The sequence below is a fragment of the Bacillus sp. FSL E2-8900 genome (assembly GCF_037966225.1).
GTDB classification, from domain to species: Bacteria; Bacillota; Bacilli; order Bacillales; family Bacillaceae_G; genus Bacillus_A; species Bacillus_A cereus.
This window is the reverse complement of the sequence record NZ_CP150193.1, coordinates 1,846,612-1,866,510: the sequence shown is the minus strand read 5'-3', so window position 1 is coordinate 1,866,510 and position 19,899 is coordinate 1,846,612. Positions and strand designations below refer to the sequence as shown.

Sequence of the window (19,899 nt, the reverse complement as noted above, 5' to 3'; positions counted from 1 at the left end):
TGTATTACGTGAAATTTTAACGTTATTTATGAACGAACAGCCACTTCTCTAACGAGTGGATTATGTACTTGCACATAAATAGCTTGCTCCAATGGATTACTTAACTCATCGACATCGAAAAATCTCGTTAGTAAATTTGCTTTACACGCTAACTTATCTTCGTCCAATAATTCTCTTAAAAATGTAGAAGGTTCCCGGTTATATGGAAGAAATGATTCAAGTACAGACCTTAATTCCGAGAGAAGAATTTCCTCCTTAATTAATCCTGCTGTGCCAAAACCATTAATGAGGCCAAACATATGATTGAAAATTAAGTAGTAACGAAATCTCTCATCCACAATATAGTCGTCATATAAATTTCCAGTACGTTCTCCAATACCAGCTAATTCATTATTAAGCATCTCTTTCATTGAGTTACAGAAATAAAATCCTTGATTATCACGGAAATAATATTTGATCGGATAACCATCTTTTAGCTGAACAACGCTATTTTGCTGATGAGCTTCTAATGCAACACCATACTGTAAATACATCCATACCATTGGCTTTAAAGAAATATTCATATATCGTCTAAACCACTCTAAGCTTACTTCTTCACAGCTTTTACTTTCTAAATCTGCTAGGCGATGAATAATATTCGATAACCGCGTACGCTCCCCAGGTATAGCGTCTTGAACTAGCCCAGCAATTAATGTTGCGTCGTTTGCATGTTCACTATAAAAAGGATTCTCACGAATAATCACTTCAAATCCAGATTCTTGTGTTCCATAATTTAATGTAATAAAGGCTGGATCACAAATAAAATCAAATCCTGGAAATCTTTCTCGTACTTCACCAATAGCCGTATTTAACATTTCCTTCCCTTCAAGACCACTCTCAAGTTCTTTCAGTTTATTAATACGCATTGAATTCGTTACTTTCACCGGAAATGAAAACTTAAGCATATACTTCGAATTGGGATGATATAGCGTCCTTAGTGATGATGTTGCCATATAATACTTACCTACAGGACCAATATACTCAAGCAATTCTTGAACTATCAAATCTTGTACGTAAGCTTGATGCAAGAGCCATTCTGCCTGAAGCGGATGAATTGGAATTAATGCATATTGATCTTCCTTACAGTACTTCGCTATAAATTCCTTACTAACCATCTCATCATTACTTAATTCTTCTTTTATAATCATTGTTGTAGAATCTGATAATAATGATTTTTCATTTACTATACTTTTATGTGCCCGAAAATAATGAAGCTGACATTCTCCTTTTAATTCTGGAGAATACATTGCACTTTTCCAATCCAATATCCCCTGTCTACTCTTTGGTGTAGGATGAGTTAAATGCCCAAATAATAAAGACTGCTCCGCTTCTATAAAAGTTGTATGAAAACCGTATAATGCGGATGTATCTTCTATTCTCTCTTTTGTAAATTCCTCAATATTTTGACAACTACGGATAACTCGAAGCATAAGTTCCGCAGGATTCGTTCCTTCTCCGTAGTTGATAGACATCTCTTTTATTAAAAATGTAATAACTGTAACATAATCTGCTGTAATAACAGAATGACTATCTCCAATTTGATAATAAAATTGTTCTCCAAACAAATGGCGATCTGTTGATGATTTATATATAACTTCTCCATACAAAGTAACGTTCTGTGCCGATAGCCGACAACATAAATATGTGGGGACTGTATCTCTATTCAACGTATTACTGAAGATACTCTTCATTCTTTCATCCTCTGTAATCCATTCTCCACTCCCTGTTTCTCTTAAATAACAGTTTAAAAAGCTTTGTAATGTTGCATGTTCTGCGATTTGTTTCGCATGCTGCATGTTGGTCCTCCTCTTTATATTAACGCTATGAGAATTTCATATTACAATTGATAATTGAACATCGTTATCAATTATGATTCTAATTGATAATGATATTCAATTCAAGAGTATATTTCAGAATTTTTTTATCAAATTAAATTTTTATTTTTTTCTTTCTTTTCTTTAATCTAGTTAAAAGTACACTAGAAAATTTCTTGCTTTCAAACTAATTACCTACTATTTTTTATTAATCCATTTTTTGATGGATTAATAAAAAGGTACACCAAATGAGGTATACCTTTCCCTATGATATATTTACATAATATTATTATATGTATAAATCTATATAGCTGTTTGTTTTTGTAACAAATTTAAATCTCTCCAACAATACGCTGTTTCTTCTACCCTTACTCTCTCTAAAAATTTCGTATCAATTTTTTCAGGGTTAAATTTTTCATAAAACTTTTTAGAAGGATTATTCGTAACAACCCAAACTAAAAGTGATTGCATATCATTCTTTACACATTCTGATAGTAACGCTTGAAATAACTTTTGTCCTATTTTCATTCCTTGATACTCTTGTAAAAGGTAGATTGCATATAATTCTCCATCACAATTATATGTATCAGTTCTTTCTATCCCCCCATCGATGAATCCAACTATTTCTCCATTTAAATTCTCTGCTACAAATCTAAATTGATGATTACCTTCTTTTTGAAAAATATCTTCCCATTGTTTTTCTCGTTTCTCATATGCTATATTATCTAGAATTTCGTCAGCAAATATCCCTTTATACGTTGCTTTCCAACTATCGACATGCACCTTTGCTATACCTTGTATATCATCCTTTATTGCTCTTCTAATATGTATTCCCATCATTTCTCCCCCTTTATTACTCATCATTATATCAATTTCATTCCTTAAAAATCCAAATAAAAAAGAGTGAATTCACTTCACTCTTTTTTATCACAATTATCTACTTTCCACTTCAACTGAAACTACTCGATCAATCTCTTTCAGGGAACTATATAATTCTGTTGTATATAAATCTTCTGGAGCTAAAATAACCATCTCTAGTTGCTGAAATGCTCCACTATCTATATCTTTAATTTTCACGCGTTTCACATGCATGCCTAAATTTTTAATTTGCTTAAATATACCATCTAACTCATGATGCTCTTTAACAGTAATTTTTATAGATAAATCCTTTTGTCTTAATGAATACGGTCCTGCAATTTTCACAAGTTGCGGAAGTACATTAATCGCTAAAATAATTAAAACCATAGCAACTGTCGCTTGTAAATAAAATCCCGCACCAATTGCGATTCCTAAAGCTGAAGCAGCCCACACCATAGAAGCTGTTGTTAATCCAGAAATAACGTCATTACTTCTTCGTAAAATGACACCTGCGCCAAGAAAACCAATTCCACTAACAATTTGAGCGGCCAGTCGCATCGGATCCATATTTGTATGTCCTGGAACAGAATATACATGCACAGATTCAATTGAAACCATCGTAATTAAACAACTTGCTACAGAAATAACCATACTTGTTTTCACACCAAGTGGTTTATTCTTTAGCTGCCTATCTATCCCGATGAATAATCCTAAAAAGAGTGCTAAACCTAATTTGAGTAAAAATTCATATGACATATTCCTATTCTCCTTACTTTACAATGTTTCCCTTAGAATAACTCACTATAACTCTTTTATGATATCAATTCCAGTCTTTTCTATTCATTTAACGTAAAAAACCGAAAAAACATTTATAACGATGTTTCTCCGGCTTTTTATTACACTTTAGATTCTTCTTTATTTCTGATCTTTAATCTTAATTTCTGCACCTTTGTAGAATGCTAATTTACTGTCATTATACTCTTTTGTAAATTTGTTAAACTGCTCTTTCGACTTTTGTGCTTCCACATTTAATTCATTAACAGTTTTAACTTTTTCACCGATTTCTTTTAATTTCGTTTCTTTTACTTTTAATTTTTCATACAGTTCTTTTTCAGTTGCTAACACTTTCGTGTAATTTTCATTCATCTTTTGGAATGCATCATAACGATTCTTATACGACTCTTCTACTGCTTTTGCTTGTTTTTGTAACTTCTTATCTTCAATCTTCTCTATATTACTTTGAACAGATTTCGTTTCCTTCTGTGCTTTTTCTAGCATTTCTTTCTCACTTTTCAATACTTTTTCACGATCATCTACATTTGCAGTAGCTTGCTCTATTTTCTTCACAACTGCTTCATTATGATCTTTACCTTCTTGCAAAATTTGAGCATATAATTCTTGCCCTTGTTTCTCTAACTGCTCTAATTTTTTTGCTTCATCCACTAAAGATTTTTCTTGTGTTGCTGCTGTTTCAAAAGCTGTATATAGATTTTCTTCTGGCTTTTCACCGAAACAACCTGTTAAAAGTCCTACTGATAATGCTCCAACTACTGCTACTTTTCCATACTTCAACGTTCATTCCTCCATTACATACGGTTATCATGCCAGAAGTTCACTGGGAAGTGACTCTCTTCATGATAAGCTTCAAACTCATAACCTTTTTCTTTTAGCCCCTTTAAAATTGCTGGCACAGCAGCAACTGATTGCGGGTGAATATCATGCATTAAAATTACTTCTTGTGGTTTTGTTGCGTTTGTTAATACGTTTTGAGCAATTTGTGCTGCAGCTGCATCAACTGGCATTTTATTGTATCTCCAATCTAATGAATCAATTGTCCAATCCCATACTTTAAATCCGCCTTCTACCACTTTATTTCGAAGACCTTCATTCAATCCAGGCATCGAACCATATGGAGGACGTGTTAATTTAGGTGATTTCCCAATAATATTAGCGATTAAACCTTGATCTTCTTTCATCTCATTTACATACTCGCCATTTTTATATAACTTTGCGAAATTATGTGTCATACTATGCATGCCTACATAATGACCCTCAGCATTTTCACGTTTCACTAAATCAGGAAATTCTTTTACATTCGCTCCAATTAAAAAGAACGTCGCCTTCGCATCATGTTGTTTTAGCGTATTTAATAATTCAGCCGTATATTTCCCTGGCCCATCGTCAAATGTAAGATAAGCAACTTTTCTTTCTTTTCCATTAAAACGACTTGGTGCCGTTTTATTCATTTCAACTTTCGGCTGTTCACTTGCAAGCTGCACTACATTTTCTTGTTTCGCAACAGCTTTTGCTGGTGAAGTAATTGATTGAAACATGTAATACCCAATAGCTACTGCGGCAATCGCTATTAAAACGACTACTATTTGTTTAATTTTTAAAGCTTTTTCCATTCTATCGAATTCCTCTCCCTATTAATCTTATATATAAATCGCCCAATATAATTATACATCTATTTATTTTTATTTCACCATATAAATAGATTTTATTTGTATTATAATGGGAGTTTTATCAAAATTGTTGTTCCTATTCCTTCTTTGCTTGTAACACTAAGCACACCGCCATGAAGCTCTACCATTTTTTTAACGATAGCTAAACCAATACCTGCACCTGCAGCATGATTATTAATTTGGTAAAATGATTGCTCAATATATGGTAAATGTTCTTTAGCAATTCCAATCCCTTCGTCTCTTACCTTAATCACTGCTTGTCCTTCTATTTTAGTCGCTTCAATGTGTATTGTACTTTTTTTATGTGAATACTTAATTGCATTTTGAACAATATTCAAGAAAACTTGCTTTAACCTATTTCGATCTCCCATCAATTCAATTCGGTCTATAGTAGTAATAAATTGAATTTCCTTCTCTTCCGATTTAGGAGTTAATTGCCAAATCGTCTCCTCTAGTATATCGTACAACTGCACCTTTTGTTTATATAAATTAAAATGATTTGATTGTAATCTTGAAAAATCTAGCAATTCTTCTACTAAATGAATCAATCTATCTGTCTCACCTGAAATAATGCCCATACCTTGCTTTATTTCTTCTTCTGTTAAATGATCTACTGTTTTTAACGTCTCACTCCAACCTTTAATTCCTGTTAAAGGCGTTCGTATTTCGTGCGAAATAGAAGCAATGAATTCATTTTTCATCTGCTCAGCCTTATCTATTTTATAGGCCATATAATTTAAACTATGTGCCAATTCACCTAATTCTCCAGGATAATCTTCTTTAATTTTTTGCTTTAATGTGCCTTCTGCAATTTGTGAAGAGGCTTGAATAATGGATTCAATTGGCTCAACAAATGAATTTGCCAAACGTCTACTAATTAAGAAGGCGACTCCCGAAATAACAATACCTACAGAAATAGTAAACGTAATAATTTCAATAATCTTTTTATTTACATTTGTTAAAACAGTCGTATATTTTAAAACACCAATAGTTTGTCCTTGATGTATAAGTGGGCTTAGCACCTCTAGTTGTTTTTTATTACCTTTCGTAGTAACTTGATTATACATTTCACCTTCTAATAATGATTGTGGAATATTCACTTTACCTTCTACCTTTTCACCACTTGAAGATTGTATAACCGAGCCGTGACGATCAATTAACTGTAATTCTGTTCCTTCTAATTGAAAGCTACTAATTATGTCACCACTATATTCTTGTAATCGAATAAAGTATAGTGAATTGTATTCTGAAAAAAAACGTGTACTCGTTTTCGCATGAGACTCTATATATTGCACAATACCATTATAATAGTATCGATAAATTGAGACTGAAAATACAACTTCAAATAATACAAGCATAAGTGTAATGACTGTCATAAAATATAAAGTCACTTTCCGTTTCATCTCATACTTTCCTTCCACACATATCCTTTTCCCCACACCGTAAGAATAAATTCAGGTTCTGATGGATTACATTCTATCTTTTGACGTAACCGTCTCATATTTACATCTACTACTTTCGTCTCACCTACGTAATTGGTTCCCCAAATCATATTTAAAATTTCATCACGCGAAACTGGCTTTGAAGCCTGATTCATTAAATACTGTAATATCATATACTCTGTAGGTGTTAAATCGACTAATTGTCCATCTTTATACAATCTTTCTTCTATAATATTTAACGAAAATGGACCTGACGTAACAATATTCGTTTTTTCTTCATGTACTTCTATTCTTCTTAATAAAGACTGTATACGTGCAGTTAATACTACTGGACTAAACGGTTTTGCAATATAATCATCTGCACCTATTCCTAGTCCTTGCACCTTATCTTCATCTTGTACACGTGCGGTTAACATAATAATACCCATTTTTTTATTTTCTTTCCTGATAGCCTTACAAACTTCTAAACCATCAATCCCCGGTAACATTACATCCAGCAGTGCTATATCAACAGTTTGCTCACTCAAAATCTGTAATGCTTCTTCTCCAGTAGTAGCTTCTATTACATAAAATCCAGCACGTTTTAAATTTAAAACAATAAAGCTACGGATCGTTAATTCATCTTCTAAAACTAAAATTTTTGACATAATTCCCACCTCCTACTCTTGTTGATAATCCGCTAGCGGTTTTATATATGCTTTCACTTTTTCAAATTCCGATTGCTTCGGTACTGCATATACGTGAGAAGCCGTTTTAATTGCTGCGCTGTAGCCTTTTATATTGAACCATTCTTTCCGCTTAAAAATATGAACTTCAAGCCATATTTTATTTGTTCTTGTATCCAAAAACTTTTGAGAATTTGATTCTTTTTGCTGATCTGGTATTGTAATTTTCCCTATTAACTCTTTAGGAATTTTCACATAATACCCTTTTTCTATATCTATATATCGTTCTTCAATTGGTTTAATTCCAGATTCACTCCACTGTATGTAACGTTCAAAAAGCGGACTATCACCATGTGATTTATCCTCCCAACCTTTTGGACGTACAGTACGAACAAATTCAATAATGCCGTCTTCATTAACATCTTTACTTTCTACAACATATTCATTAAATAAATCTTCTTTCCCACCTATAGGTAATACTTCATAATGATCCTGATCAAATTTTGCTACATAAGTTATACCTGAATGAGCGCCAACTCCTGCATCAATTACTACCGCCTTTAGTGATTTAGATATACGCCCCATTTGTATTCTTTGAATACTATTTATAAATGGATCGTATGACACTTCAGATAAAGTCTTAAATTGTTCCATGAACTCAACTGTCAGCTTCTCATCTTTTTCAAATGTAACAAGGCTTATATCTTTCAGTCCATTTTCATTTAGATCCTCTATGAATAACTTCGTATAACTTCGATTATATATTTCCTTCATCTCTTCATTTTCTTCCGAAAAAACATACATAACATGTTCTAACGATTCACGATTTACAGAGATTCCGATTAACAACTCTCTCTTCCCGTTCCCTGTAAAATCACCGACTTCAACGATATCTACATCTCCACCATCAAATTTATGTGTGGACTTTATTCTCCAGCCATTTCCGATTTCTTCATATACGGCTAAATATACGCTATGATCTTCATTCGGCAATTTATAAAATAAGATGGCTTCTTTCTTATTATCTTGTTTAAAATTCATTGACCAAATCATCTGTTTATCTTTGTTAGACATTGGAGTAAGTAAGCGATAATTAACAGGTAAATCTTTATCAATTTGTTCCTTTAATTCATTAATCCATTTTTCATTTGTAGGAGCTTCCATTAGACTTGTTGGAGCTTCAGACATTTTACATCCAGTCAATATAAAGATAATTCCCATCATGCTTAACCATTTCTGCATATGATATCTTTCCTTACCACAAATTTTGAATATGTCCTTTTACTTTTTTACCTATCCATTATACTCATACATATGAGTATAATTTTTCTAAACTAAAAAATCGTTACAGAAAAGTTACAAATACATTCCAAAAAAAAAGATTGGCAAAAGCCAATCTTTTTTTATTATTCGTTTCGGACTGATTTTGGCGTTACACCTAAATGATCATTTAATTTTTTTGAAATATCTTTTACATTTTTTTCATTTGGAATGTAATAATAAATACCACCGATACGTTTATCTGTACCTTCTATTTGCATTTTTTCCATTTCCAAATTAGATCCTGCCATATTTTTTGTAATGGCCAGCATATCGTCAAATGTTAAGTTCGTTTTCATATTTTTATCAACCGCATCCAGTAAAGAGCCCATTTTGCTAATTGATTGAACAGACATCGCTTTTTTAGCAATTGCTTCTATTACAAGTTGCTGTCTCTGTCCACGCATTGCGTCACTATCAATTTTACGCGTTCTTGCAAGTGCAAGAGCTTGTTCTCCATTTAAATGTTGGTAACCTTTTTCTAAATGGATCATACCAGCTTGGTCTTTACTATCTTGTTCAGTGAAAGTAACTGGTACATCAATATCAATACCACCAATTGAATCGACAATTTGTACGAATGATTCAAAGTTAAACTTCACATAATAATCAACAGGTACATTCAAAAATCTTTCCACCGTATCGCGTGTGCTTTCTACGCCACCAAATACGTGAGCATGAGTAATTTTATCTAATTTTTTTCTAGTTGGAATGTAAACACGTGAATCACGTGGAATACTTACTAGCTTAACAGACTTATCATCTTTATTAATTGTTGCTAATAAAAGTGCATCTGTTCGAACTGCTTCGCCATATTGGCTTTTTCTCATTTCACTTCCATCTACACCCATGATTAATATTGAAATATTATCCTTTAAAGGTTCGACTTCTTTATCACGCTTTGATGACTTATCAATTTTTGCATACGCATCATTTACAACAGCTTTTGCTTTATTATATATAAACGAACCATATCCTACTCCTCCAAAAATAAGTAGGAAAAATGGAATTAATATGAACCATTTTATTGACTTTCTTTTAGAACGCTTTTTATTACTTCTCGTATTTTGTTCTAATTCAGAGCTCATACCCATTCGCCTCTCTTTCTCTTTACCAAGTATAATGTAAGTCTATTTATCTTCATATTGAATTTCCTTTCACTAACCTTACAATTTTGTAAGGTTACTACTTAAACCCAATACGTATTCCATTTCACATTATACTCTCGTACTTATTTTTGGCAAGTCACTATTTACCAATTTCAAAAATTTAGCACTTCGCAACATGCGGATTTACAAATTTATTAACTCTTTCATTTTAAATTAGAATGTCTTTTTCCTAACAAACGATATGAATAAAGAATCCAGCTAATTATAAAATCTCTATGAATACAGTATATTTAACTTTATTATTTCTCAAACGGCGTATACACACTTTTCTTCCCCTGATTATCAATGTAAGCCGACTTTGCTTTTATTTTCGTTTTTTCTATTTCCATGTCTTCATTTGAGAAGTTCACAATGATTTTAATATCTTTTCCATAAGAAACAGATTGTACTAGCTTATCTTCTGACAAATACGCAAAATTCGTCATCTCTTCTTTTACTGCTTTTTCATGAACTTCATTCCAAACTTTTAGATGCTCTGTAATTTCTTTTTTATGCTTATCCCACTCTACTTCATCTAAATGGTACAACGGAGGAACATTATACAATAATTCAGACAGCATTCGATTTCCAACTTCATCTTTTACCTTTAAACTTCCCCATTCCCAATGATGCGTTGTAATAACGGAATCATTGTATACTAATTTATATAATGGTACCGAATATACTGGGTTTAAATATACTTGTTTATATTCTTCTTTCAATGGTACTTGTTTTGCATATTTTTCAGGCACATTTTGATTTGGTGACCAATATCCACCGACATAATACGGACTTGTTTTATTTTTCCGCATATCTTCATCGTCCCATTTAATAACAGGTGTTTCAATCCCGTGTGCAAATGCAATCGTACTACTAGCAAAATCATTTCCGCCTTCAGAACCAACGACCATATCCTTTTCTTGCGCAATGTAGTCCATTCGTTTTAAACGTGCTTTTAAATCTTGCTCTTGCGTCGTTATATGTTTCGCTGAATAGTCATCGTAAATTTCACCTGTCGCATCACAATCAATAAACCATGAATTATATTTAGGACCATTTTGTAATATATCATTCATGCGTTCCTTTACACTAGGCAGCGATAAAGTCGGGTTTAATTTGCGACCTCTACCTAAAAAGCCTTGCACCTTTTCTCCGTTTTTCTTCGTTACAGTAGCCTCTTCGTATAATGATGGGTCATTAAAGGATGCTGTGTTCCAATTTTTATCACTTTTTTCGTGAATGGAATGATACGAATCATACGGACCAACTAAATACCCCATTTCCTTAGCTTTTGTCACGAAATTAGGTTGCATAAATCCTTGTTCCCAGTTCGGCAGACCAATCCATGCTTTTTCTATTCCTGCCTCTTTCATTTCCTTTAGTATGTCCGTTCCATCTGCATTACCCCATTTACTTACCTCTTCAACCGCATCACCAAGTAGCGACTTTAATAAATGCTTATTTAAGCTATACAATTCTGTATTCGTTAAGTGACCTACACCTTTCTTTAATAGCACACTAGCTTCCTGATTAACGTTTTGAAAAATATCCTCTTTATAAAATTCCTTCATAGATAACACTTCGTTTATATAACGTAAAATAACATTTTTTTGATACTTATCAATAAAATCTTGTTTACTTACTTGATCTAATACATTCAGTTCCCCAGACTCTGAACTATTCTTTTGAATAAGTTCTTTTATATGACTAAACAGCGGGCTATTTATTTGCTCTCTTAGTTTTGACCAATTTATATTACTTTCTGATAAACCATTTTGATTCCAAAAATAAAAATGCGCCGCTCCATATAACTTTTCGATTTCTTTATTTTTTCTAGCCTTTTCTTGTAATGTTTTAAATTCACCTTTTTGAACAATATCATCCTTATACAGTTTAGTAATGCTTACCGCATCATTATTTGTCACATATAATCGAAATCCATATGTTTTATTTTTATTTATGCTCGGAAATTCATGTGTAAAATCAAATCCTATTTTCGGATCCGAATGAAATTTCAATTCATTATTAAACATATTCTTTGCAATATATACAATTGAATATTTCGAACCATTTAATGCGAAAAACTTCATAGAAAATGATTCAGCAAATGAATATGCATCATCCTTTAAAAACTTCTTCCAATTCTCATCATTGCTCGGAATTTGCTTACCCTCCCATAACGGAAGTGTATAATTTTCAGCTTCTACTTTCGGCCATGTAAAGCTTTCTGCACCAGTCGATTCCACTTCAATGTTTAAGTGGTCTTTTTTCTTTTCTAATTTTATTTTTACTTTTTGATCTGGATATTCCCACGATGTACGATCCTTTTCTTTTTTTACATTCGATACCTTCATTTTCGGTAGGGGTTGTGATGCCTGTTCCTTTACCCCCTCATGTTCTACAGTTAATGTGAATGTTTCTGGATTTACATCATAATTAAAATCTTTATACGTCGCTTTCTTTATTTTAGACTCTTGTACAGCATTACTACCTTTTACGTCACAACCGACTAAAGTCGAAAACGACATAGTTGTAAGAAGACATATCGCTATCATTTTTTTCATCCTCTGCACCTCCACCAATGAATATACAGGTGCTTTGTTACAGGAATGTGGCAAAAAATAATAGAGCTAGCATTTTGCTAGCTCTATTTGGAGTATTAAAAGTTGATATGAACAACTATAACTTGCTTAGAAGATATGTAATACAGTAACTGCGTTTTTTTCTCAATAATTATGAAACTAAGCAAATCAAAATTTTAACAAGCATTCTTCAACTGAAAAAATAAGTGTATACAATGTATCCTAAAAATAGTACTAAAATGATTATTCCTGTGCCTTTCCAATTCATACCGCCTGCTATATCAACTGGACTACCTGTTTCCGCTCTATTGAGTCCGTCACGTAAAGAACCCGTAGGATTACTTTTTAATTCACTTTGTCTCATACGCTCTCTTTTTTCTTCTGGTGACTCTTTATTCATGTAATCACCTCCAAAATGAATGCACTCTTTACTTACATTATTCAAAATCAACATTTGTTTTATATTTTCTTCCGAAAAAACCTAATTTAAAATAGGTTTGCAACGTAAAGAAAGCTAGCCATGCCAGCTTTCTTTACGATCCAATATGCTCTTCCTTATTTACAATAATACCTTTATGGTCGATTTCAAGCTCACATACTTTCATATCTGTAAATACTCTCGCTAACTGCCCAGCGATTTCTTGACGTTTCTCATATGGTGCTAATATAAAAATAGATGGTCCCGCACCGCTAAGTGCTGTGCCGTACGCACCAAATTCTTTTGCGCATTTACGAATAGATGGTAATAACGGTACGAGTTCTAAACGATATGGCTCGTGAAAATGGTCTCTCTCCATCATTTCACCTACAACTTCCCACCGCTTTTGACATAATGCAGCTACTAATACGTTACTTATCGCACTCGCTTTAACTGCCTCATGAAACGGAAACATCTTTGGTAATACAGATCGACTTTCATCTGTATTTAATTCTTCATTCGGAATGAGAGAAACTACACCTAATTCCTTGCTCTCAATTCTTACGACGGAAACATCCTTTCCATCAAGTGCTCCAATTACAGTTCCACCTAATATAGAAGCAGCAACATTATCAGGATGTCCTTCAAAATTTGTAGCAATTTGAACTTTTTGATCAGCAGTTAAGTTCAAATTGCCTAGTTGATTCGCAAGCTCTATCCCAGCTACAATCGCTGATGCACTACTTCCTAGCCCTCTCGTTAATGGGATATTACTAGTAACTTCTATTATATGGGGTGATATAGAAGGACATACTTTACATGCCGTGCTAACGATTAAATTTTTATCGTCTGCTGGAATTGATTCTTCAAAGGAATGGATTACTTGCCATTTATCAGCTTTTTCTTTAACCACCACATCTAAATACAATGACAAAGCTATTCCAACTGAATCAAATCCAGGACCAACATTCGCCGTACTAGCAGGGACACGAACGCTAAATGGTATCACGACATAATCACCCCTTTAATATGATCTTTAATTTGTTCTATATCATTTGACACATTTGCGATGTCTAGTTGATTTGAAGAAATAGCGATATCAGGATCCTTCAAACCATTTCCAGTTAATACTGCAACAACTGTTTCTCCCTTTTTGATTTTTCCAGATTCAACATGTTTAATTACGCCGGCTAATGAAGCATTTGATCCTGGTTCAGCGAAAACTCCTTCAGTTTTTGCTAATAACCTATACGCATGTAAAATTTCTTCATCTGATACCATATCTATTTCACCACGAGACTGCTCGGCAGCCTCTACTGCATACGACCAACTTGCTGGGTTACCGATGCGAATCGCTGTTGCAATTGTTTCAGGTTCTTCAATTACATGCCCTTTTACAATTGCAGCTGCTCCTTCCGCTTCAAAACCATGGATTCTTGGCTTCTTATAACCTTTTTCTTTCTCATATTCACAGAAACCTTTCCAATATGCTGTAATATTTCCTGCGTTCCCAACAGGGATAGCTAGAACATCTGGTGCATTTTGCAATTGGTCACAAATTTCAAATGCTGCCGTTTTTTGCCCTTCAATTCGATAAGGATTCACTGAATTTACTAACGTAATCGGCTCTTCTGCAGCAATATTTCTTACAGCCTTAAGTGCATCATCGAAATTCCCTTCTATTGAAATAATTTCAGCTCCATAAGCGACCGCTTGCGCTAATTTTCCATGTGCAATCTTTCCTTCTGGTATTACGATAATACATTTCATCCCAAGACGTGCCGCATATGCTGCAGCTGATGCTGATGTATTACCTGTTGATGCACAAATGATTGCTTCTGAACCTTCTTCTTTCGCCTTAGCAACTGCCATGACCATACCACGATCTTTAAAAGAACCTGTCGGATTCGCTCCTTCGTACTTACCGTATAGCTGAATCCCTAATTGTTTTGATATATTTAATAATGGAATAAGTGGCGTGTTTCCTTCCATTAAGCTGACATCAGGTGTATTTTCATTCACTGGTAAATAAGACGCATACTGTTTTAATAGTCCTTTATACATATTGTTTTTCCTCCTCAATAATGTAGTAACTGTTTATTTCACTTGCGACAGCTTCTATCGCTTCTAAAACTCGTTCAAATTGATACTTGGAAGTTCGATGTGTCACAACAACGACTTCTGCCAGTTCACGGTTTAAAGGTAATTGAATAACCTCTTTTAAACTTACAGAATAATTAACGAAACATTCTGTTATTTTTTGCAACATCCCAGGCTCATCTCGTAATGAAATACGTAAGAAATATTTCGAAACTACTTCTTCATCACCTTGTAATTCATAAGGAACTGGTTCTTTTAACGCACTTTTATTTTTCGGAACTTGATTCATATTTTTAACGATTGAAATAATATCACTTACTACAGCAGAACCAGTCGGTAACTTCCCAGCTCCGGGTCCATAAAACATTACTTCTCCTACCGCTTGGCCATGGACATACACCGCATTAAATTCATTATTCACATTTGATAATGGATGCTGGCTCGGTAAAAGCGTCGGTTCTACACTTAAATGAATGGCTGGTCCTTGTTTTTCAGCCTTACCAATTAACTTCATAGTAAATCCTAACTTTTCAGCCATTTGTAAATCTTCTTTTTCGACCTTTCGAATCCCTCTTACTTGCACATCATCTAATGAAACATTCATCGAAAAACCTAAGTTTGCAAGAATTGCTACTTTTCTTGCCGCATCTAGTCCATCTACATCTGCTGTCGGATCCGATTCTGCAAAGCCTAATTTTTGTGCTTCCTGTAAAGCCTCTTCATAAGACCATCCATTTTGACTCATTTTTGTTAACATATAATTTGTTGTACCATTTACAATTCCCATTATTTTTTCAATTTGATCTGATGCTAGCCCATCAGTTAGTCCTCTTAACACTGGAATACCGCCCGCTACACTCGCTTCGTAACATAAATCACAATCATTATCGTTCGCCAGTTGAAGAAGCTCTGCACCATATACAGCCATTAAATCTTTATTTGCTGTTACGACATGCTTTTTATTTCGTAAAGCCTTAACAATATGCTGCTTTGCTTCTTCAATTCCACCCATTACCTCTACTACAATATCAATATTTGAATCATTTAGAACTTCATCTGCATGACTTGTTACTGCAATTCCATCAATACAAACATCGCGTTCTTTTTCCAAATCACGTACAACGACTGTTTTCACTTTCACTTCGTATCCTGTATCAAGTGCGATTTTTTTATAATGTTCTTTCAAAATATGAACAACACCACTTCCGACCGTACCTAAACCTAATACCCCAACATTTATAACGTTATTCATCTTCTAATCTCCTCCTAAAAGTTTAATTGTTACATCTATAAATCACCTTACTCTGCTTTTTTGTCATGCAGGTGGTGGTTATTTCCGTACTTATAAATCGTTTCATATTACCGCACCTCCTTTCAAAGTAATAAAAAAACACACTCTTCCCTAGGAAAGGGACGAATGTGTTTTCGTGGTTCCACCCTTGTTCCAATCTAGACGTACCTCCTCCTAGATTGCTCAAGTTCAGATAACGGCTGATACCGTCAATAATTACTAGATTACTCGTTCACTATTGAAGTTCAAAGGTGGTAAAATCATTTCTCGTGTTAGGAAGCTCACACCCTTGGCTTCCCTCTCTGTAAACCGTAAAAATGATTTCGTGTCCTTATCGTTACTTTTTTCGTTCATGTTTATTTGTTAACTCATTATACTCGCATAAAAAACAAAATCAATAATATTTTTAATTATTTTAAATTTTCAATCTATAATACTATAAAAAAAACACATTCTTCCCTAGGAAAGGGACGAATGTGTTTTCGTGGTTCCACCCTTGTTCCAATCTAGACGTACCTCCTCCTAGATTGCTCAAGTTCAGATAACGGCTGATACCGCCAATAATTACTAGATTACTCGTTCACTATTGAAGTTCAAAGGTGGTAAAACCATTTCTCGTGTTAGGAAGCTCACACCCTTGACTTCCCTCTCTGTAAACCGTAAAAATGATTTCGTGTCCTTATCATTACTTTTTCGTTCATGTCTATTTGTTAACTTATTATAGTTATCAACTTTTTAAAAAGCAAGCCTATTTTTACTAACTATTTTCAAAATAATTTTTTATTATATTTCACAATAACATTATGCAACTGCCACTCAATTTACCTATTTTGTCATTTCTCCAGTTTATAAATCAACGGTTCATATATAAAGTGAAACTTTAATCAGTGGGGATTTTGTTTATCCCCACCTAACTTCTTTGTTTTCGCTGAATTTTGAGGTAGGAATCTTACTGCCCGTTAATGCGGGATAAATTCCCCATTCTAAAACCCGTACATACCCACCTTACAAAACTATATCAATAAAATTTTCAATACAATCTTTTTGTATAACTTTCTTCTAAAGAACGTGCAACATCTTCTTCTGAAGTATTCACTTTCGCATGCTCCAGCAACATTTTTGCTGCTGAAGGTAACTCTTTTTTATTTAACCAAGATTCTGATTCCCACATCTTAGAACGAATAAACGCTTTTGCACAATGAATGTAACACTCTTCTATTTCAACAACAATTCCAAGTAACGGATTGCGTCCATTCGCCTGCATTTCTTTCAAAATTTCTTCGTCGTTTGTAATATATGCTCGGCCATTTATTCTGAGTGTCTCCCCAAGACCTGGAATAAAAAAGATTAGTCCTACACGTGGATTTGAAATAATATTCAAAATGGAGTCTATACGACGATTTCCTGGTCTTTCTGGAATGATAATTTTATTATTATTGAGTACGTATACAAATCCAGGTGCGTCTCCTCTCGGCGAGGCGTCACACTCCCCCAACTTATTTGCAGTAGATAATACTAGAAAAGGAGATTTAGAAAGGAAATCTACACAATGGTGGTCTAATGATGAAATAACTTTTTTCAATGCTCGCTCACTTGGTTGCCCCAATATTTTTCGTAACTCTTCCTCTGTTGAAATAATCGATTTTATTTCCATACGCTCTATCTCCACTTATAATCGCCCCTTTTTCTTTATTTTCCCAAAATTCAATACGAATATTGTATAATAAAATTTGCAGAAAGGGGAATTAAAATGACAGAGTGGTTAACAATATTTGATTCTGAAAGAAATACACTTGGGAAGAAATTACGCGATGAAGTGCATCGTGACGGTGATTGGCACGAAACATTTCACTGTTGGTTTGTAGAAAAAGATGCTAAAGATATATTCTTATATTTCCAGTTACGCTCTAAAAATAAAAAAGAAGCTCCATGTATATGGGATATTACTTCAGCTGGACATATTATGCATGATGAAGATGTACAAATTGGTGGTCTTCGTGAAATCGAAGAAGAATTGGGGCTTTCCTTTCAAACTACTGATTTAGTATACAAAGGAATCTTTAAAATAGACTATGAAATTTCAAATCTTACTGATCGTGAATTTTGTCATATGTATTTTCACAATGTCATCAATCCACTTCCATTCGCACCAGGTGAAGAAGTAGACGATGTGATGAAAGTACATGCAACTTCTTTTCTACAACTATTAAATGGAGAGATTTCATCTTTAAAAACGATTTCAGTCTTAAACAATAAACCGATTACGATAACATTTGAAGATATTTATCCGTATGATCTTGCATACTATGAATTTGTTGTTGCACAAGGAAAAGAACTACTAAAAAATAATAGTTTGTAAATATAATAGGACTCCTATCTATCATTGACTGAGAGTCCTATTTTCCTTATCATCATTGTTCAATTGTCTTTAATCTGTTCTCTACTCGTATAAATAAGCGAATGATTAACAATACCATAACCACCATAATCGCTATTATTGTATGTGGATATCTAAACAGTATACTAATAACACTTCCAATTAACATCATGATAAATCCGTTTTGCTTCATCACTTCTACACTATACCTGTTACCCGCATCCCATAATTCCTTATTTTTCATAGATCGTTTCGTACGATAACCATATGCCGCATTAATATCGGTCGGTGGATTTTTTTGAAGAATAATTGCCGCAAGTATAAAAATAATACCAATCAATATGCTTATTCCTATGTTTACGAGTGCATCAATCAATTATCCCCCCCTAACTTACACTTTCATTATACGACACAACCTTTATTTTTCCAATTTATAACACATTCACTTTCTTTCTTTCGATGTCTGGAACATACTTGGAAGTGTTACAAAACGTGCCCCTTTCGTTTTTAACTGCGGAATGATTTTGTCTAGTGCATCAACAGATCCTTGTAAATGCCCACCTGGAGTAGAATGCTGCAGTATGACACTACCTGGAAATGAATTCCCTAACACATTATTTGTAATCGTATCGGCACTTACACCTTTCCAATCAACTGTATCAACACTCCACTGTACAATCATAAAATTTTGCTCAGTTGCCCAATTCAATTGATTTTCAAGTATTTCACCATACGGTGGACGTATAAATTTAGGGGCATAGCCGGCTAAACGTTTTAATATTTCTTCCGTTTTTATAATTTGATTACGGTACTCAACGTCATTTACTTTCGCTAAATTCGGATGACTGTACGTATGATTACCAATTACATGCCCTTCATTTGCAATACGCTTTACTACGTTCGGAAATTTTTCTGCGTTTTCACCAAGTAAGAAAAAAGTAGCTTTTACATTATGTTGTTTTAACTTATCTAATATTTTTGGCGTGAATTCTAAATCTGGTCCATCATCAAATGTAAGAGCGACTTCCGCTTTATTATACGGTCCTGAAAATGCGTACGCATATTTTTCAACCCATGAAAATGGTGTCCACGATCCACGATCATATGCTTTCATTTGTACTTCATAATTTTGAGGGATATATGCGTATGGCAATGAGTTTATATAGTCTCCATAATAAAATGAATTATATGGCATATAAGCATACGAAACATCTCGTTCTAGTCCCCATTGATATGGAGCAAACATTTGTGGCGAATAAAAATAATACATGATAAAAAACCTCCCTAAATTTTCATATGTGATTCATCTGCACTTTGTTAGAGAAATTGTTATTCATAAACAAAAATAAGACTGTCCTTAATTAGGACAGTCTTACTACT

The 19,899-nt window shown here is 33.7% G+C and carries 18 protein-coding genes and 2 other annotated features; of the genes, 1 reads left to right on the top strand and 17 read right to left on the bottom strand.

Annotation, left to right across the window (positions count from 1 at the left end):
• Nucleotides 1-26 precede the first annotated feature (26 nt).
• The 15 genes from NST90_RS09635 to NST90_RS09565 form a co-directional block, all read right to left on the bottom strand.
• Complete coding sequence (locus NST90_RS09635) at nt 27-1,835, bottom strand: IucA/IucC family protein (protein ID WP_001163343.1); 1,809 nt, start codon at nt 1,833-1,835, stop codon at nt 27-29.
• Nucleotides 1,836-2,156: 321 nt separating this feature from the next.
• A complete protein-coding gene (locus tag NST90_RS09630; RefSeq protein ID WP_012593210.1) occupies nt 2,157-2,693 on the bottom strand; it encodes a GNAT family N-acetyltransferase in 537 nt (178 codons plus the stop codon).
• A 93-nt stretch (nt 2,694-2,786) separates the two neighbouring features.
• On the bottom strand, nt 2,787-3,467 hold the full coding sequence (locus NST90_RS09625; RefSeq protein ID WP_000119510.1) for an MgtC/SapB family protein: 681 nt from the start codon (nt 3,465-3,467) through the stop codon (nt 2,787-2,789).
• Between the two features lie 159 nt (nt 3,468-3,626).
• Nucleotides 3,627-4,283, bottom strand: a complete 657-nt coding sequence (locus tag NST90_RS09620; protein WP_000873566.1) for a YkyA family protein — start codon at nt 4,281-4,283, stop codon at nt 3,627-3,629.
• Nucleotides 4,284-4,297: 14 nt separating this feature from the next.
• Nucleotides 4,298-5,119, bottom strand: a complete 822-nt coding sequence (locus NST90_RS09615) for a peptidoglycan-N-acetylglucosamine deacetylase (protein WP_000409484.1) — start codon at nt 5,117-5,119, stop codon at nt 4,298-4,300.
• A 101-nt stretch (nt 5,120-5,220) separates the two neighbouring features.
• Nucleotides 5,221-6,579 carry a HAMP domain-containing sensor histidine kinase gene (locus tag NST90_RS09610; RefSeq protein WP_000824532.1) on the bottom strand — a complete coding sequence of 453 codons (1,359 nt, stop codon included), beginning with the start codon at nt 6,577-6,579 and terminating at the stop codon, nt 5,221-5,223.
• On the bottom strand, nt 6,576-7,265 hold the full coding sequence (locus tag NST90_RS09605; protein ID WP_000036071.1) for a response regulator transcription factor: 690 nt from the start codon (nt 7,263-7,265) through the stop codon (nt 6,576-6,578). The genes NST90_RS09610 and NST90_RS09605 overlap by 4 nt, the downstream gene beginning before the upstream one ends.
• A 12-nt stretch (nt 7,266-7,277) precedes the next feature.
• On the bottom strand, nt 7,278-8,525 hold the full coding sequence (locus NST90_RS09600) for a hypothetical protein (protein WP_001174867.1): 1,248 nt from the start codon (nt 8,523-8,525) through the stop codon (nt 7,278-7,280).
• 164 nt (nt 8,526-8,689) lie between these two features.
• Nucleotides 8,690-9,691 (bottom strand): LCP family protein, encoded by a 1,002-nt coding sequence (locus tag NST90_RS09595; RefSeq protein WP_001987131.1) that lies wholly within the window; start codon nt 9,689-9,691, stop codon nt 8,690-8,692.
• 320 nt (nt 9,692-10,011) lie between these two features.
• Entirely contained in the window at nt 10,012-12,315 is a 2,304-nt protein-coding gene (locus NST90_RS09590) for a glycoside hydrolase (RefSeq protein WP_283748207.1), read from the bottom strand.
• 208 nt (nt 12,316-12,523) lie between these two features.
• On the bottom strand, nt 12,524-12,733 hold the full coding sequence (locus NST90_RS09585; RefSeq protein ID WP_001031482.1) for a DUF6366 family protein: 210 nt from the start codon (nt 12,731-12,733) through the stop codon (nt 12,524-12,526).
• A 133-nt stretch (nt 12,734-12,866) separates the two neighbouring features.
• The gene (gene thrB / locus NST90_RS09580) at nt 12,867-13,760 is read right to left on the bottom strand and encodes a homoserine kinase (RefSeq protein ID WP_000612098.1); all 894 of its coding nucleotides are present in this window, start codon (nt 13,758-13,760) and stop codon (nt 12,867-12,869) included.
• The gene (gene thrC / locus NST90_RS09575; RefSeq protein WP_000276437.1) at nt 13,757-14,815 is read right to left on the bottom strand and encodes a threonine synthase; all 1,059 of its coding nucleotides are present in this window, start codon (nt 14,813-14,815) and stop codon (nt 13,757-13,759) included. The genes thrB and thrC overlap by 4 nt, the downstream gene beginning before the upstream one ends.
• The gene (locus NST90_RS09570; RefSeq protein ID WP_001066901.1) at nt 14,808-16,103 is read right to left on the bottom strand and encodes a homoserine dehydrogenase; all 1,296 of its coding nucleotides are present in this window, start codon (nt 16,101-16,103) and stop codon (nt 14,808-14,810) included. Before NST90_RS09570 ends, thrC begins: the two co-directional genes overlap by 8 nt.
• A gap of 154 nt (nt 16,104-16,257) precedes the next feature.
• Nucleotides 16,258-16,489, bottom strand: a binding site (T-box leader).
• A 116-nt stretch (nt 16,490-16,605) separates the two neighbouring features.
• Nucleotides 16,606-16,837 (bottom strand) — a binding site (T-box leader).
• A 335-nt stretch (nt 16,838-17,172) separates the two neighbouring features.
• On the bottom strand, nt 17,173-17,811 hold the full coding sequence (locus NST90_RS09565; protein ID WP_000402142.1) for a pyridoxamine 5'-phosphate oxidase family protein: 639 nt from the start codon (nt 17,809-17,811) through the stop codon (nt 17,173-17,175).
• Between the two features lie 81 nt (nt 17,812-17,892).
• Between NST90_RS09565 and NST90_RS09560 the strand changes: the two genes are divergently transcribed.
• The gene (locus NST90_RS09560; protein WP_000141378.1) at nt 17,893-18,501 is read left to right on the top strand and encodes an NUDIX domain-containing protein; all 609 of its coding nucleotides are present in this window, start codon (nt 17,893-17,895) and stop codon (nt 18,499-18,501) included.
• Between the two features lie 52 nt (nt 18,502-18,553).
• Here the strand turns inward: NST90_RS09560 and NST90_RS09555 are convergent, their stop codons facing one another.
• Together NST90_RS09555 and NST90_RS09550 are read right to left on the bottom strand one after the other, a co-directional pair.
• The gene (locus NST90_RS09555) at nt 18,554-18,895 is read right to left on the bottom strand and encodes an SdpI family protein (RefSeq protein WP_000564329.1); all 342 of its coding nucleotides are present in this window, start codon (nt 18,893-18,895) and stop codon (nt 18,554-18,556) included.
• 66 nt (nt 18,896-18,961) lie between these two features.
• Complete coding sequence (locus NST90_RS09550; protein WP_000291222.1) at nt 18,962-19,789, bottom strand: peptidoglycan-N-acetylglucosamine deacetylase; 828 nt, start codon at nt 19,787-19,789, stop codon at nt 18,962-18,964.
• Nucleotides 19,790-19,899: the final 110 nt, after the last annotated feature.